At 40.1% G+C, this 14,459-nt stretch carries 14 protein-coding genes, 1 tRNA gene, 1 other RNA gene and 1 other annotated feature; of the genes, 11 read left to right on the top strand and 5 right to left on the bottom strand.

Features of this window, described 5'->3' with window-relative positions; all coding sequences use genetic code 11:
- Positions 1-306: 306 nt before the first annotated feature.
- Positions 307-1,248, bottom strand: coding sequence for a YaaC family protein (locus V7121_RS24655; RefSeq protein WP_335494986.1), 942 nt, complete (start codon positions 1,246-1,248; stop codon positions 307-309).
- A gap of 106 nt (positions 1,249-1,354) precedes the next feature.
- Here V7121_RS24655 and guaB point away from each other — a divergent pair, with 106 nt between their 5' ends.
- From guaB to V7121_RS24635, 4 genes are all read left to right on the top strand, one after another.
- Positions 1,355-2,824 (top strand): IMP dehydrogenase, encoded by a 1,470-nt coding sequence (gene guaB / locus V7121_RS24650; RefSeq protein WP_335494988.1) that lies wholly within the window; start codon positions 1,355-1,357, stop codon positions 2,822-2,824.
- 156 nt (positions 2,825-2,980) lie between these two features.
- Positions 2,981-4,357, top strand: coding sequence for a D-alanyl-D-alanine carboxypeptidase family protein (locus V7121_RS24645; RefSeq protein WP_420490752.1), 1,377 nt, complete (start codon positions 2,981-2,983; stop codon positions 4,355-4,357).
- Between the two features lie 76 nt (positions 4,358-4,433).
- Positions 4,434-4,657: a binding site (T-box leader), on the top strand.
- Positions 4,658-4,749: 92 nt separating this feature from the next.
- Positions 4,750-6,030, top strand: coding sequence for a serine--tRNA ligase (gene serS / locus V7121_RS24640; protein WP_335494989.1), 1,281 nt, complete (start codon positions 4,750-4,752; stop codon positions 6,028-6,030).
- A gap of 96 nt (positions 6,031-6,126) precedes the next feature.
- Positions 6,127-6,219: transfer RNA gene (locus tag V7121_RS24635), tRNA-Ser, on the top strand.
- Between the two features lie 145 nt (positions 6,220-6,364).
- On the opposite strand, the gene V7121_RS24630 is transcribed toward V7121_RS24635, so the two are convergent.
- From V7121_RS24630 to V7121_RS24615, 4 genes are all read right to left on the bottom strand, one after another.
- Positions 6,365-7,066, bottom strand: a complete 702-nt coding sequence (locus V7121_RS24630) for a deoxynucleoside kinase (protein WP_335494990.1) — start codon at positions 7,064-7,066, stop codon at positions 6,365-6,367.
- Positions 7,067-7,075: 9 nt separating this feature from the next.
- Positions 7,076-7,723 carry a deoxynucleoside kinase gene (locus V7121_RS24625; RefSeq protein WP_335494991.1) on the bottom strand — a complete coding sequence of 216 codons (648 nt, stop codon included), beginning with the start codon at positions 7,721-7,723 and terminating at the stop codon, positions 7,076-7,078.
- Between the two features lie 218 nt (positions 7,724-7,941).
- On the bottom strand, positions 7,942-9,228 hold the full coding sequence (locus tag V7121_RS24620; RefSeq protein WP_335494992.1) for a glycoside hydrolase family 18 protein: 1,287 nt from the start codon (positions 9,226-9,228) through the stop codon (positions 7,942-7,944).
- Positions 9,229-9,266: 38 nt separating this feature from the next.
- A complete protein-coding gene (locus V7121_RS24615; RefSeq protein WP_335494994.1) occupies positions 9,267-9,842 on the bottom strand; it encodes an isochorismatase family cysteine hydrolase in 576 nt (191 codons plus the stop codon).
- 82 nt (positions 9,843-9,924) lie between these two features.
- On the opposite strand from V7121_RS24615, the gene tadA reads away from it, so the two are divergent.
- The 7 genes from tadA to V7121_RS24580 all read left to right on the top strand — a co-directional run bounded on the left by tadA (position 9,925) and on the right by V7121_RS24580 (position 14,229).
- Positions 9,925-10,446 carry a tRNA adenosine(34) deaminase TadA gene (tadA, locus tag V7121_RS24610; RefSeq protein WP_420490544.1) on the top strand — a complete coding sequence of 174 codons (522 nt, stop codon included), beginning with the start codon at positions 9,925-9,927 and terminating at the stop codon, positions 10,444-10,446.
- Positions 10,447-10,522: 76 nt separating this feature from the next.
- An RNA gene (gene ffs, locus V7121_RS24605) (signal recognition particle sRNA large type) lies at positions 10,523-10,787 on the top strand.
- Positions 10,788-10,984: 197 nt separating this feature from the next.
- Positions 10,985-12,673: a DNA polymerase III subunit gamma/tau gene (gene dnaX / locus V7121_RS24600; protein WP_335494996.1), complete on the top strand. Its 1,689-nt coding sequence runs from the start codon at positions 10,985-10,987 to the stop codon at positions 12,671-12,673.
- A gap of 30 nt (positions 12,674-12,703) precedes the next feature.
- The gene (locus V7121_RS24595) at positions 12,704-13,024 is read left to right on the top strand and encodes a YbaB/EbfC family nucleoid-associated protein (RefSeq protein WP_420490545.1); all 321 of its coding nucleotides are present in this window, start codon (positions 12,704-12,706) and stop codon (positions 13,022-13,024) included.
- Between the two features lie 17 nt (positions 13,025-13,041).
- Complete coding sequence (gene recR / locus V7121_RS24590) at positions 13,042-13,638, top strand: recombination mediator RecR (protein ID WP_335495000.1); 597 nt, start codon at positions 13,042-13,044, stop codon at positions 13,636-13,638.
- Positions 13,639-13,659: 21 nt separating this feature from the next.
- A complete protein-coding gene (locus V7121_RS24585) occupies positions 13,660-13,878 on the top strand; it encodes a YaaL family protein (RefSeq protein ID WP_335495001.1) in 219 nt (72 codons plus the stop codon).
- 87 nt (positions 13,879-13,965) lie between these two features.
- On the top strand, positions 13,966-14,229 hold the full coding sequence (locus V7121_RS24580) for a pro-sigmaK processing inhibitor BofA family protein (RefSeq protein ID WP_144556050.1): 264 nt from the start codon (positions 13,966-13,968) through the stop codon (positions 14,227-14,229).
- Positions 14,230-14,459: the final 230 nt, after the last annotated feature.

Genomic DNA, 14,459 nt, shown 5'->3' with positions numbered 1-14,459 from the left:
CGAGGGATAAAAAGCCTTGGACGGTAACTAAAGAGCCCCTTTAATGCCCGAACGAGGGATAAAAGGCCTTGGACGGTAACTAAAGAGCTCCTTTAATGCCCGAACGAGGGATAAAGAGCCTTGGACGGTAACTAAAGAGCTCCTTAAATGCACTAATATGGGACAAAATTCCCTAGATGGTAAGTAAATACCGACCACGATGGCCGAACATTGGGAAAGGGTGATGAGCGGTCATTATGAAAGATTATTTCTCATGCGTTCTATAATAAAAATTTGTCAGATTAATCTTCAAGTCAATTTCCCTTGTTACCTCATCAAATACTGATAAACCAAATAGGGTCCTTTTTGCATTGTGACATCAAGGAATGAACAAATAAAGGGATAATCCCGATTTGGCATCATCTTCGTTAATTCACTCCACCACTCCGTTTCATAGCGGGCAATCATACTTAGATTGTAAAGTAATAAATAATGGATCAAAAGCTCAGGAAAATTATAATAGTCGTCCTTTGTGAGGGGCAGCGCATAATAATTCTCCTCAAAATGGAACTTCAATGGAGAAACTCCACAAGTAAATGGTGTGTCCATTGTAAAGGAAAGGTCTTCTTCTGAGAACTCCACACTGTTATCAATTTTGGAGGTAAAAAACTCCTTAAACCGATTCTCTGTCATGTGAAAATGGTCTAGGATTGTTTCAGGTACTAAAAACCTTTGGTTTTCAGTTGGTACCTTAATAAATGTCCTTTTTCCCTCAAGTAAAAAGAATAATTCATCTAATTCCGGTATAAGTTTTAGTAATTCCTCCATAATGACTTTTTCTCCTTCCAATTGTTTCATGTGAAACAATTTCTCAGAAATGAAGGGGAAAAGTCCATTTTTTTGAAATTTAACTTCGTCTTGAAAGAAATGATAATTTTGCTTCTTCCTTTTCCTAGTTGATACTCCGTGGGCCAAAACAGCAGTTGTTTCAGGATAAGAAGGATCTGTTGTTAATATACAGGCCTTAATTAAGTGGACAAGACCATAAAAAAGTAAAATTGGCTTAATAATAAGTGGAGAGCTTTCAGCTTGTTTATAATAAACTTGACCGTGTTCAAGATAATATAAAAAGGCATAGCAGTTTTCATAACTTTTTTGTTCTGGATTCTCGATGTTGCGTTTTTGATAACAATTTTTTAAAAACTGCTGACAATACTCTGCTGAAAAGAAACAAGCGAAGCTTTTCCAACCCTTATATTGAATACTCAAGACTATATCACCTTTTTCAGAAGAATCAGACTAATATTTATTCCTTGACAGTATTTTGTCCAATTGATAACCTACAAATAATATTTTTTTCCTGGGGGCCTTAAAAATGTGGGAAAGTAAATTTGTAAAAGAAGGTTTAACGTTTGATGATGTGTTATTAATTCCTGGTAAATCTGATGTATTGCCTAGAGATGTAAACCTGCAAGTCGAATTATCAGCAACTGTAAAGCTGAACATTCCAATTATAAGTGCTGGAATGGATACCGTAACAGAATCAGAAATGGCCATTTCAATGGCTCGTCAAGGCGGTTTAGGGATTATTCATAAGAATATGACCATTGAGCAGCAAGCAGAGCAAGTAGAGAAGGTAAAGAGATCAGAAAGTGGAGTGATTACCGATCCTTTCTTCCTGACACCTGAACATCAAGTATTTGATGCAGAACACTTAATGGGAAAATACCGTATCTCTGGGGTACCAATTGTTAATAGCATGGAGGAACAGAAGTTGATTGGTATTATCACCAATCGAGATCTTCGTTTTATCCAAGACCAAGACTATTCCTTTAAAATTTCCGACGTTATGACCAAGGAGAATCTTGTAACTGCCCCAGTTGGAACGACGTTAAAAGAAGCAGAGAAAATTCTGCAGCGTTATAAAATTGAAAAACTACCGCTTGTCAATGAGCAGGGTGTGTTAAAAGGGTTAATCACAATTAAGGATATTGAAAAGGTGATTGAATTTCCAAACTCTGCAAAGGACAGTCAAGGACGTTTATTAGCCGGAGCTGCTGTTGGAGTAACTAGCGATACGATGAAACGGGTAGAAGCACTTGTTAAAGCCAATGTCGATGTGATTGTTCTAGATACCGCCCATGGCCATTCAAAAGGTGTTCTTGATATGGTAAAGGAAATTAGAACTGCTTATCCCGATCTCACCATTATTGCAGGAAACGTGGCTACAGCTGAAGGAACCAAAGCCTTAATTGAGGCGGGGGCTGATGTTGTCAAAGTAGGAATTGGGCCTGGTTCCATTTGTACGACACGGGTCGTAGCGGGTGTGGGAGTTCCACAAGTTACTGCCGTTTATGATTGTGCAGGAGAAGCGATGAAGCATGGTAAGACCATTATTGCTGATGGCGGCATCAAATACTCTGGGGATATCGTAAAAGCCCTGGCAGCGGGCGGACATGCCGTTATGCTCGGTAGTTTATTGGCAGGGGTAACAGAGAGCCCTGGGGAAACTGAAATCTTCCAAGGGCGCCGTTTTAAGGTCTACCGCGGGATGGGTTCAGTAGCAGCAATGGAAAAGGGTTCTAAGGACCGCTATTTCCAAGAAGATAATAAAAAGTTTGTACCAGAAGGAATTGAAGGTCGAATCCCTTATAAAGGGCCTTTGGCAGAAACTATATATCAACTTATAGGCGGACTCAGATCTGGTATGGGATATTGCGGAACCAAAGACTTAGAGGAGTTACGAACCAAAGCTCAATTTATTAAAATGACAGGTGCGGGATTAAAAGAGAGTCATCCACATGATGTACAAATTACGAAAGAGGCTCCTAATTACTCCTTATAAAGTGATGAAACAGAGAAGCACAGCCTTCTCTGATTTTTTTATGATATTAGACCTAATAAAGTTTGGGAAACTTTCAAAATTAGCTAAAGAATGGTTCATTGCTCCGTCTATGATTTGCCACCCACTTATGTTAAAATAACCAAGGTGTATAAATTCATGGAGGGCGTTAAAGTGAACAAACATTTTTATCAGAAATGTATGGCCAGTGCGCTGGCAGTTATTTTGTTTTTTGGACTATTTGCTGGTGTTGATATAGCGAAGGCAGATGCAGCTTTAAATGTGAATGCAGACGGAGCCATTATGGTTGATGGACAAACAGGTAAGATTTTATATGAAAAAAATGCTGACAGTCCACTCGGAATTGCCAGTATGACGAAAATGATGACAGAGTATCTTTTACTTGATGCGGTGAAACATGGAAAGGTCAAATGGGACCAAGAATATACGGTAAGTGATCTTGTTTATAAAATCTCTCAACCGACTGGTTTATCAAATGTTCCATTACGCCTAGGTGAAAAATATAATGTGCGTGAATTATATGAGGCAATGGCTATTTATTCTGCCAATGGGACAACCATTGCGCTAGCTGAAGTCATTGGCGGCTCAGAAACAAATTTTGTAAAGATGATGAATGACAAGGCAAAAAAACTAGGATTAACAAATAGTAAATTTGTAAACTCAACAGGTTTGAATAATAAAGATTATAATGGCGAGCAACCGGAAGGAACCGGTGCTGAGGAGGAAAATGTAATGTCGCCTCATGATGTGGCGACACTGGCATTTCACCTTATCAATGATTATCCAGATGTTCTAAAAACCGCCAGCACACCAAAAAAGGTGTTTCGTGAGGGAACTGATGACCGAATTGTCATGCAAAACTGGAACTGGATGCTTCCATCATTGGTGTATGGCTATGAAGGAATGGACGGTTTAAAAACGGGTACGACTGATTTTGCTGGTTATTGTTTTACCGGAACTGCTTCTCGTAATGGAAAACGATTTATCACGGTTGTTCAAAACGCTAAAGATGTTAGCGGAAAAAATGATGGTTATAAAGCGCGTTTTGGTGAAACGAAAAAAATGCTCGATTATGCTTTTACTAATTTTACAAAAGAAGAACTTGTTCCTAAACATTACCAAGTGAAAGGACAAAGAACTGTTCCTGTTACAAAGGGAAAAGAGGATCAAGTTAAGATTTATACTAAATCAGCAATTAACATGATGATACAAAATGGCGGGAAAGAAAATTATAAAACTGTCCTTGTACTAGATAAAAAGAAACTGAATAAAGAGGGCCAACTCACTGCACCAATTAAAAAGGGTGAAAAGGTCGGCTATGTAACGATTGCACCAAAGAATGGTGAAAAGGTTAAGTTCTTAACAGCAGAGGGTCAACAGCAGGTTAAGGCTGATGTCATCGCAGCTAATAATGTAGAAAAATCAAACTGGTTTGTGTTAATGATGAAAGGCATCGGTCATTTCTTTGGCGATGTTTGGCATGGGATTTCAACTACTGTTAAGGGTTGGTTTTAACTAAACAAATTGTTTTAAAATGGTTGCTTTTGGATAATATATATAGTAAATTAAGAACTACAAATCATAAATAATGATTAAAGCAATGAGAGGAACTAGTAACAGGAAATTCATTCTCTAGAGAGCCGGTGGTTGGTGTGAATCGGCGAATGAAGCTTGTGAATCCCTCCTCGAGCAAGGTGCGGAACACCTCATTGAGAGGTCAGTAAGTACTTTCGGTAGAAACCGTTAACGTTTTGTCGAGGTGGACAGTCTTTTCTGTCAACCAGGGTGGTATCGCGAGTATCTCTCGTCCCTGTTTTTGGGGCGGGAGTTTTTTTGTTTTTAGCGGAGACGCCCATGCAGCATGCATGTCTAATATTAATAATCTTATAAAAAGGAGTGCTAGGATTATGCTAGATATTAAAGTGTTAAGAGCCAATTTTGCAGAAGTAAAGGAAAAGCTTCAAAACAGAGGCGAAGATTTATCTGCGCTCGATCAATTTGAAGAGTTGGATTTAAGAAGACGTGAATTGATTGTCGAAACTGAAAAATTAAAAAGCCGCCGTAATGAGGTATCCCAGCAGGTCGCATCTTTAAAGCGTGAAAAGCAGGACGCGGATCATTTGATTAAGGAAATGCGTGAGGTCGGTGATCAGATTAAAACCTTTGATGATGAATTACGAGTAGTCGAGGAGTCTTTAGAGCTATTAATGCTAAGCATCCCGAATATCCCGCATGAAAGTGTTCCTGTTGGCGAAACAGAAGATGATAATATTGAGATTAGACAATGGGGCAAGGTACGTGATTTTGAGTTTGAGGCAAAGCCGCACTGGGATGTTGCGGAACTGCTGGGTATTCTTGATTTTGAGCGGGCTGGCAAGGTAACTGGAAGCCGCTTTGTCTTTTACAAAGGGTTAGGAGCTCGTTTAGAGCGTGCCTTAATCAGCTTTATGTTAGACCTGCATGTCGATGAGCATGGTTATACCGAAATATTGCCGCCATATTTAGTAAATCGGGCAAGCATGACTGGAACAGGACAGCTGCCTAAGTTTGAAGAAGATGCCTTTTTGATTGAAAATGAAGATTACTTCCTCATTCCAACAGCTGAGGTCCCTGTTACCAATCTTCACCGTGATGAGATCTTAAGTGGAGAAGACCTGCCCATCCGCTTTGCTGCCTATAGTGCCTGTTTCCGCTCTGAGGCGGGTTCTGCCGGTCGTGATACACGAGGCTTGATTCGACAGCACCAATTCAATAAGGTGGAGCTTGTTAAGTTTGTGAAGCCTGAGGATTCTTACCAAGAACTTGAAAAACTGACTAATGATGCAGAACGAGTATTACAATTATTAGAACTGCCTTACCGCGTGTTAAGCATGTGTACGGGAGATCTTGGCTTTACCGCTGCGAAAAAGTATGATATCGAAGTTTGGATCCCAAGCTATGGAACCTACCGTGAAATCTCTTCTTGCAGTAATTTTGAGGCCTTCCAGGCTAGACGAGCGAACATTCGTTTCCGTCGTGAGCCGAAGGCAAAGCCAGAGCATGTTCACACGTTAAATGGATCTGGGCTTGCGATAGGCCGTACGGTGGCAGCAATCCTGGAAAATTACCAACAAGCCGATGGAAGTGTGATCATCCCGACTGTGCTACGTCCATATATGGGCAACCGTGAGGTCATTGCACCAATGTAAGATCTTAAAAACTGGGCAAATAAAAAATTTGTCCAGTTTTTTATTTAGTATGTTGACATAGTAAAAACAGTATGTTAAATTAGATTCTGTTGATGCGGAGGAATACCCAAGTTTGGCTGAAGGGATCGGTCTTGAAAACCGACAGGCGGGTCATACCGCGCGGGGGTTCGAATCCCTCTTCCTCCTCCATTATACTTTAATAATCGCGCATAAAACCTGGAGATAAAGGTCCGTTACATTTACATGTAACGGATTTTTTTTGTTCTTAAATGCAGATCCAAGCCATACACTGCTGAACGGGGCTTCCGCTTTTTAATAAAAAAAACAGCACATATTATCGAATATGTGCTGTTCTCATATTGAGGATTTCTTTAAGCTTATCTTCAACCGCCAGGCAAACCCTAGTGGCATCCTCATCGCTTTTTACCACGTCTGTCGTATCCATATCAATGACTAAGACCTCGCTTGCAGCGTACTGATTCATAACCCACTCATCGTAACCCTTCCATACTTCGAAGTAATATTCCTTCAGTTCAGGGTTAATTTCAAAGCTGCGACCGCGTGCCATAATCCGGTCTATCACCGTATCAAATGATCCTTTTAAATAAACCATTAAATCTGGTGCTTTTCGTGGAAGTTCTTCTAACTCTTCGAGCATGTTTTCCACTAATTCTTCATATATCTTAAATTCTAAATCAGATATCCGGCCTAATGATTTATTAACATAAGCAAAATACCAATCTTCATAAATGGAACGGTCTTGAATCGTATAAACAGGTTCTCTCCAGCTTACACATTCTTTCACGGTTTTAAAGCGTTTATTTAAAAAGAATAATTGAAGAAGGAAAGGAATTCTTTTTGCATCTAACTCTTCAGGTGTCAGTTCATAGTAAAGCGGAAGAATTGGATTATCATCCACCGCTTCATAAAACACTTTACTTTCGATTCCTTTATTTTGAAAGTGGGCATTCAATGTGTCTGCTACACTTGTTTTTCCTAAACCAATCATACCACCAATTACGATACTCACTAACATCCCCCTGTTCTATAATGTTGTACTCCAACTGCTCTTTTTTAATGCCAAGGACAATTGCTCAATAATATAATTTAAATCTTGTTCATTTTTGACAAAATCCAATTCATCTCCGCTAAAACGAAGAACGGGGATTTCTGGATGTTCTTTTTCAAAAATCGTCATTGTTTCTTCATAGTCAAGCGATAACTGCTCTAAATATAAGGGGCTGATATTTTTTTCCACTTCACGCCCTCTTATTTTGATACGTTTTAGAAGTGTATCTAAGCTGGCATTCAAATAAATAATGACATTGGGCTTTGGCATATCTTCAGTAAGGATTTGATAAATTTTATAATATTTTTGATACTCGTCATTACTTAATGAGCGCTTAGCAAAAATTAAATTTTTAAAGATATGATAATCCGCGACCACTGATTGATTTTGACTTAAAAAATGGGTATTGATATCCCCTAATTGCTTAAAGCGATTGCAGAGGAAAAACATTTCCGTTTGAAAACTCCACTCCTCAATATTTTCATAGAATTTCCCTAAAAATGGATTTTCATCAACAATCTCTTTTAGTAATGCGAACTCAAAATGTGCTGAAATGGCTTTTGCGAGAGATGTTTTACCTACACCAATCGGCCCTTCAACGGTAATAAAGGGTGTATCCCCCATTGCAAGTCCTCCTTCGAAAGCTGCCTTCACTCTATGATTCACCAGCGCACCTGGATTTTTTAATCAACTAAAAACACGCAATGTTTATTTTATCATAATCTGTCGGAGGAAGGGATAAGGAATATTTAGAAGTAATATGTTTTATGTCAAATATATGAAAAAACTGCCGAATTACGGCAGTTTTTGGAGAAATGAAATATTTATGTCAGACCGCATTTCTATGTTCCTCGTTTTGTGACATTAAAGTTGTCAACAATTAACAGCCAGTTTTGCGGAAAGGCAAGACCGAGTTTCCAATAGCTCATTCCCCTAATATTTAACTCTTTAATTAAGTCGAACTTAGCCTGAATCGAGCGGGCATCCTCAAACCAAACTTCATGCTGCTTCCCTGCATCTGAATATCTAAAAAAAGGAGCCTGGGCTTTCATATCATATTGAATCGGAACATTGTGCGTTGCAGCCAGCTGTATGGCCTGCTGTGGACTCACGGCCTTGGCTACGGACCCTTGCACAAATGGAAGGGTCCAATCATAGCCATAAAGATTTTGTCCCATCATTATTTTAGTAGAAGGTATCTCGGTTACCGCGTATTCTAACACTCTTCTTACTTGGTCAATTGGTGATACAGCCATTGCGGGGCCGCCGCTATAGCCCCACTCATAGGTCATGATCACAACGAAGTCAGCTATTTGCCCGTGTGCCTTATAATCATGCCCCTCATACCATTTCCCCTTTTGATCTGCACTCGTTTTGGGGGCAAGGGCGGTTGACATCAGCCAGCCTTCCTTAGCAAATCTTTGTTTGGCCTTTCGTAAAAAGCGATTATAGGCCTCACGGTCGGCAGGACGCAAAAACTCAAAGTCAAAGTGAATATCACGGAATCCATACCTTTTCGCAGTCGCGACAATGTTATTTAGAAATTTATCTTGAATGGCGATATCATTTAATAAAATCCGTCCGAGCTCATCACTGAATTGATCATTTTCCTGATTGTTAATGACCATCATTAAGACATTGCGGTTAGCTTTGGCTATAGCAGGAAAGTTATTTAATAATGGTGGCTTCAGGGTGCCATCGCGGTGTACTTGGAAGCTGAATGGGGCTAAATACGTTAGATAGGGTGCGGCCTCACGGGCACTTGATTCTAAGATAGGGGCTACGGTGGTGCCGCGCGGTTCAACGTACGCATTAAATTCAGCATTTCTTTTTTTGCCCTGGGGAATGTAAAGACGAAAACCGACATTAAGTGCCTGTGTTGGGCTAATCCGATTGATGGTGGCAAGCTGCTGATAAGGGACCCCAACCTTTTGGCCAATCGAAAATAAAGAATCACCAGGCTGTACGAAGTAAAAATGGCCGATTATCGGAATCACAAGTGACTGACCAATGACAAGGTTATTTGGATTAGGTAAATCATTGGCTTCGATAATATCTTGAACAGTTGTATGGTAGGTCCTTGCAATCGTAGTTAAGGATTCATTACTTTTTACGACATGGATTTGCATCCCAAACCCCTCCTTAGCAAATATGCGTTGCAACTATTCTATGAAGGTGGATGTGGATAAATGATATAATGTTGATAAATTTCATCTGTACTGGGGTTTATCCGTGCCTTTAAAACATTTTGCATCATAGTTAAAGCATATTGGTTATCGTGATCATCAGCCGAAGCAATGCAATCAGAAGGAACGAATAATTCGTATTCACGCATATAGGCATCATTGGCTGTAAATAGTACACAAATATTTCCGGCAATTCCCGTAAGAATCAGGGTATTTACTTTTAACTGGTGGAGCAAGGTGTTAAGTGCTGTACCAAAAAAGGCGGAATGCTTTGGTTTGATTAAGAATAAATCTTGGTCTTCGGGAAGAAGCTTTGCAAAGACTGGCTCGCTGTATTGATTTTGGCAAACGTTAATTATTTTATCTAAATCAGCCTGCCATAAATTATAATGGTCATTAATAAAAATGACCGGTAAATTATTTTTATTAAATTGATTCTTTATATTTTTAATCGACTCTGCAATACGGAATGCCTTTCTGGCAAGAATGGGACCATGGGAAAAATCAAAATTATTGATCATATCGATTATGATTAGTGCGGGTCGGGTTTGGTTCATGTGTCTCTCTCCTTCACCTCCTATTTTGCAGTGAAAGAATCGTTTTTATCCCGGCGCCTAGATTAGAAAAGGGGAAAATATTATGTTAATTGATTTCAGCCAAGATGAAAATTTTATGAAGGAAGCCATAGAGGAAGCTAAAAAAGCAGAGCAATTAAACGAGGTGCCGATTGGTGCGGTCCTTGTGATTGATGGGAAGATCGTCGCGCGGGCTCATAATTTACGAGAGAGTGAACAAAATGCCGTTGCCCATGCTGAGCTTTTAGCAATCAACCAAGCCTGCAAGGAGCGAGGCACATGGCGTCTTGAAGATTCTACATTATATGTCACCTTAGAGCCTTGTCCAATGTGTGCGGGGGCAATTATTTTATCAAGAGTGAAAAGGGTGGTCTATGGTGCAGCGGACCCTAAGGGCGGTTGTGTCGGAACTCTGATGAATCTTTTAGAGGATGCCCGATTTAATCATCAAAGTTTGGTGACGGCCGGTGTATTGGAAAATGAGTGCGGGCAGCTGCTATCTGACTTTTTTCGAAAAATAAGGGAACGAAAGAAACAAGAGAGAAAAATGCGCTCCAATAGTCTTACAAAAATTGACAGCGAATAACAATTGCATTTTTACGAGATTATTTGTATACTAAAAAGGCGTCATAGAGACGCACTAAACTTTGGTATCAATTTTGCCGTGCTAGGTGGGGAGGTAGCGGTGCCCTGTACCCGCAATCCGCTCTAGCGGGACTGAATCCCTTCCCGAGGCTAACGACCTGTAGGGTCTGCCTTAAGTAAGTGGTGTTGACGCCCGGGTCCTGCGCAATGGGAATCCATGAACCATGTCAGGTCCGGAAGGAAGCAGCATTAAGTGGACGCTCCCATGTGCCGCAGGGTGGCCTGGGCCGAGCTAACTGCTTAAGTAACGCTTATGGGCGTTAGTCGACGGAAGGTGCACGGCAGTTATATTACATAAATTAACTCATCTCAGACTTGGGGTGAGTTTTTTTGTACATTAACTAGATTCATTTTGTAAAAAGCAAAATGGTTAAGGTATAATAAGAAAAGTGGAATTGCCTGCTTAGCGAGGGAGACTCGCAGATGGCGTTTGAGTTAGACAAAAATAGAGTTGGAACATTTGAAGGGGGCGGTGTCTTTTGGCATATCAAGCGTTATATCGTGTTTGGCGGCCTCAAACATTTCTCGATGTAGTAGGACAAGAACATGTAACCAAGACATTGCAAAACGCCCTGCTTCAACAAAAGATATCACATGCATATCTATTTTCTGGACCAAGAGGAACAGGGAAAACAAGTGCGGCAAAAATATTAGCTAAGGCGATTAACTGTGAGCGGTCACCAGTTTCAGAACCCTGCAATGAGTGTGCGGCTTGCCGTGGAATTACCGATGGGACCATTTCAGACGTACTAGAATTTGATGCCGCTTCAAACTCACGTGTCGAGGAAATGCGCGATGTTCTTGATAAGGTTCGATTTGCACCTACATCTGTGAACTACAAAGTCTATATTATAGATGAAGTACATATGCTCTCAATTAGCGCATTTAATGCCTTGTTAAAAACCTTAGAGGAACCGCCCAAGCATGTAATCTTTATATTAGCGACAACTGAACCCCATAAAATCCCATTAACAATCATTTCAAGATGTCAGCGGTTTGACTTTAGACGAATTACAGCTGGAGCCATCGTGAAACGGATGAAATTAATTGTTGAGGAATCAGGAGTAAATTGTGAAGAGCGAGCCCTTCAATTGATTGCTCGTGCAGCAGATGGCGGGATGCGGGATGCGCTTAGCTTATTGGACCAGGCAATCTCGTATAGTCAGGACCATGTCGCGGTTGAGGATGCATTAACGGTTACAGGTTCGGTGTCACAGGGATTTTTGAATAAGCTGGCATTGGCCTTCCACGAAAAGGATGTTGCAAGCGGATTAGAGGCATTGGATGAACTTTTATTTCATGGTAAAGACCCAATGCGCTTTATAGAAGATATAATTTTATTTTATCGCGATATGCTGCTTTATAAAACAGCACCAAATCTGGAAGAATCCTTGGAAAGAGTACTGCTGGATGATGATTTTCGCCACATGGCTGAAACGATTTCAATGGATCAGATTTATCAACTCATTGATCTATTGAATAAAACACAACAGGAAATGCGTTGGACCAATCATCCAAGGATCTTTCTTGAAGTAGCAATTGTAAAGCTATGCCAAATGGAAGCGAAGCCAGCGGTGCAGGAACAGCCTGCTCAAATTGACCAGTTATTAACAAGAATTGGCCAATTGGAAATGGAGCTTGAGCATTTAAAAGCCCATGGTGTAACTGCATCAGTTCAGGACACAGCACCACAATCACAAAAGCCAGCGCAAAGATCTTCGAAAAAGACTTTTCAACCGGCGGTTGGGAAAATTAATGAAGTGTTAAAGCAGGCAACAAAGGGCGATCTCAATCTGATAAAATCTAATTGGGCTGAACTGCGGGCAAGTCTTTTAAAATCGCAGGCTGCTCTCTTAAACGATGCGGAACCGATTGCGGCTTCAGCGTCTGCTTTTATTATAAAATTTAAGCATGAGATGATTTGTCAAATGGCATTGAGTCGAGCAGATTTCCTCGATGCAGTTAATGGTGCCCTATTTAAATTAACCGGTAAAAGATTTGTCCTCTTAGGGGTTCCGGAAGATCAATGGCTGCCAATTCGCGAAAACTTTTTGAACAGCCATGAAAGTGCTGAAGGAGAAGCGAGTGATGCCCCTAAGGAAGAAGAATCACATATTGTTGAAGCGAAAAAATTATTTGGCGAAGAATTTGTAGAAATTATTGATTAATAACTAACTATATGGAGGTCGATCGCAATGATGCGTGGCGGCGGAATGGGTAATATGCAAAATATGATGAAACAAATGCAAAAGATGCAAAAGAAAATGGCTGAGGCACAAGAAGAATTGGGTGAAAAGAAGATTGAAGGGTCCGCTGGCGGCGGTATGGTTACTGTAGTGGTAACAGGTCATAAGGAAGTTGTCGATGTCAAAATTAAACCTGAAGCTGTTGATCCAGATGATATTGATATGCTTCAAGATCTTGTGTTGGCCGCAACAAATGATGCCCTTAAAAAGGTAGAAGAGTTAACAAATAGTACAATGGGGCAATTTACAAAAGGAATGAACCTTCCTTTTTAGGAGTGGAATAGCAGAAGATGCATTATCCAGAACCAATTTCAAAGCTGATTGACAGCTTTATGAAGCTGCCAGGGATCGGTCCTAAAACGGCCGGCCGTCTGGCTTTTTTTGTCTTAAGTATGAAAGAAGATACCGTGCTTGATTTTGCCAAAGCACTGGTCAATGCTAAGCGGAATTTAACGTATTGTTCTGTTTGCGGCCACATAACGGATCAAGATCCGTGTTACATTTGTGAAGATGTACGCCGCGATAAGAGTGTCATTTGTGTGGTCCAAGATCCTAAAGATGTAATCGCAATGGAAAAAATGAAAGAATTCAACGGTTTGTATCACGTTCTCCATGGAGCAATCTCTCCAATGGATGGAATTGGACCAGAGGATATCAATATTCCTAACCTCTTAAAGCGTCTTCAAGATGAAAATGTAATGGAAGTAATCCTGGCGACAAATCCTAATATCGAGGGAGAAGCAACAGCAATGTACATTTCTCGATTACTAAGACCTTCAGGAATTAAAACCACAAGAATTGCCCATGGACTTCCAGTAGGCGGGGACCTTGAATACGCGGATGAGGTAACCTTATCGAAAGCGATTGAAGGCCGAAGAGAATTTTAAGAAGACGCGGAGGAATCAATGATGTTTTTTCAGCGTAAAGGGCGGCTTCGCAAAGAGTATAATGAAAAGCTATTACTGCAGCTGAATCGTTTTAAAGAACATTGGCAGCAAGAAAAGCTGCTTTTAGAAAAAAGCTTTGATCCTTCCGAGGAAGTAATCTGCCAAACGAAAATAGCTGAGGCAAAATATATCTTCCTATTAAGAGAAGCAAAGCAGCGGAATGTTACTTTAATGAAATAATGACAAGCTATTTCCCTTTTTAGGTCTATTCTTATCAACTTGTACATAAGTTGTAAACAAAGTGACTTAAGAAGGGGGATAGCTTTTTTGGAACCAATTATCGTTATTTCCATCCTCGGAGGCTTAGTAATCATTCTTTTATTTACGGGAGCTCCCTTTAAGCCTGCTCGTTTTGTGGGTCAAGCCGCAATCAAGTTAGTCATTGGAGCCCTATTTTTATTCTTTTTAAATGCAGCAGGAAACCGCTATGGTATTCATGTTCCAATCAATTTTGCTACCTCAGCTATCTCTGGCTTTCTAGGCATCCCTGGTCTTTGTGCATTAGTGGCAATTCAACATTGGGTAATTTAACAATGTAAACCGCTGAAAAAAGGCGGTTTATTCTTTTTTGAGAAGCAACATTTTATTTTGAAAATTAATTAGTAAAAAGTGTTGACCAATGAGTTGATATGCTGTAATATATTAAAAGTCGTCACTGAGACGCAGGTAACAAACAAAAAAATTATTGACTTTTAGTTAGTAACTTGATATGATTATAAAGTCGCTTTTGGCGATAGAGAAGCTTGTTCTTTGAAAACTAA

Source organism: Neobacillus drentensis (assembly GCF_036962125.1).
In the GTDB taxonomy this organism is placed as follows: domain Bacteria; phylum Bacillota; class Bacilli; order Bacillales; family Cytobacillaceae; genus Neobacillus; species Neobacillus drentensis_B.
Note: the sequence above shows the minus strand (reverse complement) of the source record. Positions and strands in the feature narration are given on the sequence as shown.

What these genes read in the sequence shown, in the direction of transcription:
- V7121_RS24595 (WP_420490545.1), top strand. Translation starts at nt 12,704, where the DNA reads ATGCGTGGCGGCGGAATGGGTAATATGCAAAATATGATGAAACAAATG.
- V7121_RS24585 (WP_335495001.1), top strand. Translation starts at nt 13,660, where the DNA reads ATGTTTTTTCAGCGTAAAGGGCGGCTTCGCAAAGAGTATAATGAAAAG.
- V7121_RS24630 (WP_335494990.1), bottom strand. Translation starts at nt 7,066, where the DNA reads ATGTTAGTGAGTATCGTAATTGGTGGTATGATTGGTTTAGGAAAAACA.
- recR (WP_335495000.1), top strand. Translation starts at nt 13,042, where the DNA reads ATGCATTATCCAGAACCAATTTCAAAGCTGATTGACAGCTTTATGAAG.
- V7121_RS24620 (WP_335494992.1), bottom strand. Translation starts at nt 9,228, where the DNA reads ATGCAAATCCATGTCGTAAAAAGTAATGAATCCTTAACTACGATTGCA.
- tadA (WP_420490544.1), top strand. Translation starts at nt 9,925, where the DNA reads ATGTTAATTGATTTCAGCCAAGATGAAAATTTTATGAAGGAAGCCATA.
- V7121_RS24625 (WP_335494991.1), bottom strand. Translation starts at nt 7,723, where the DNA reads ATGGGGGATACACCCTTTATTACCGTTGAAGGGCCGATTGGTGTAGGT.
- V7121_RS24645 (WP_420490752.1), top strand. Translation starts at nt 2,981, where the DNA reads ATGGAGGGCGTTAAAGTGAACAAACATTTTTATCAGAAATGTATGGCC.
- V7121_RS24615 (WP_335494994.1), bottom strand. Translation starts at nt 9,842, where the DNA reads ATGAACCAAACCCGACCCGCACTAATCATAATCGATATGATCAATAAT.
- guaB (WP_335494988.1), top strand. Translation starts at nt 1,355, where the DNA reads ATGTGGGAAAGTAAATTTGTAAAAGAAGGTTTAACGTTTGATGATGTG.
- serS (WP_335494989.1), top strand. Translation starts at nt 4,750, where the DNA reads ATGCTAGATATTAAAGTGTTAAGAGCCAATTTTGCAGAAGTAAAGGAA.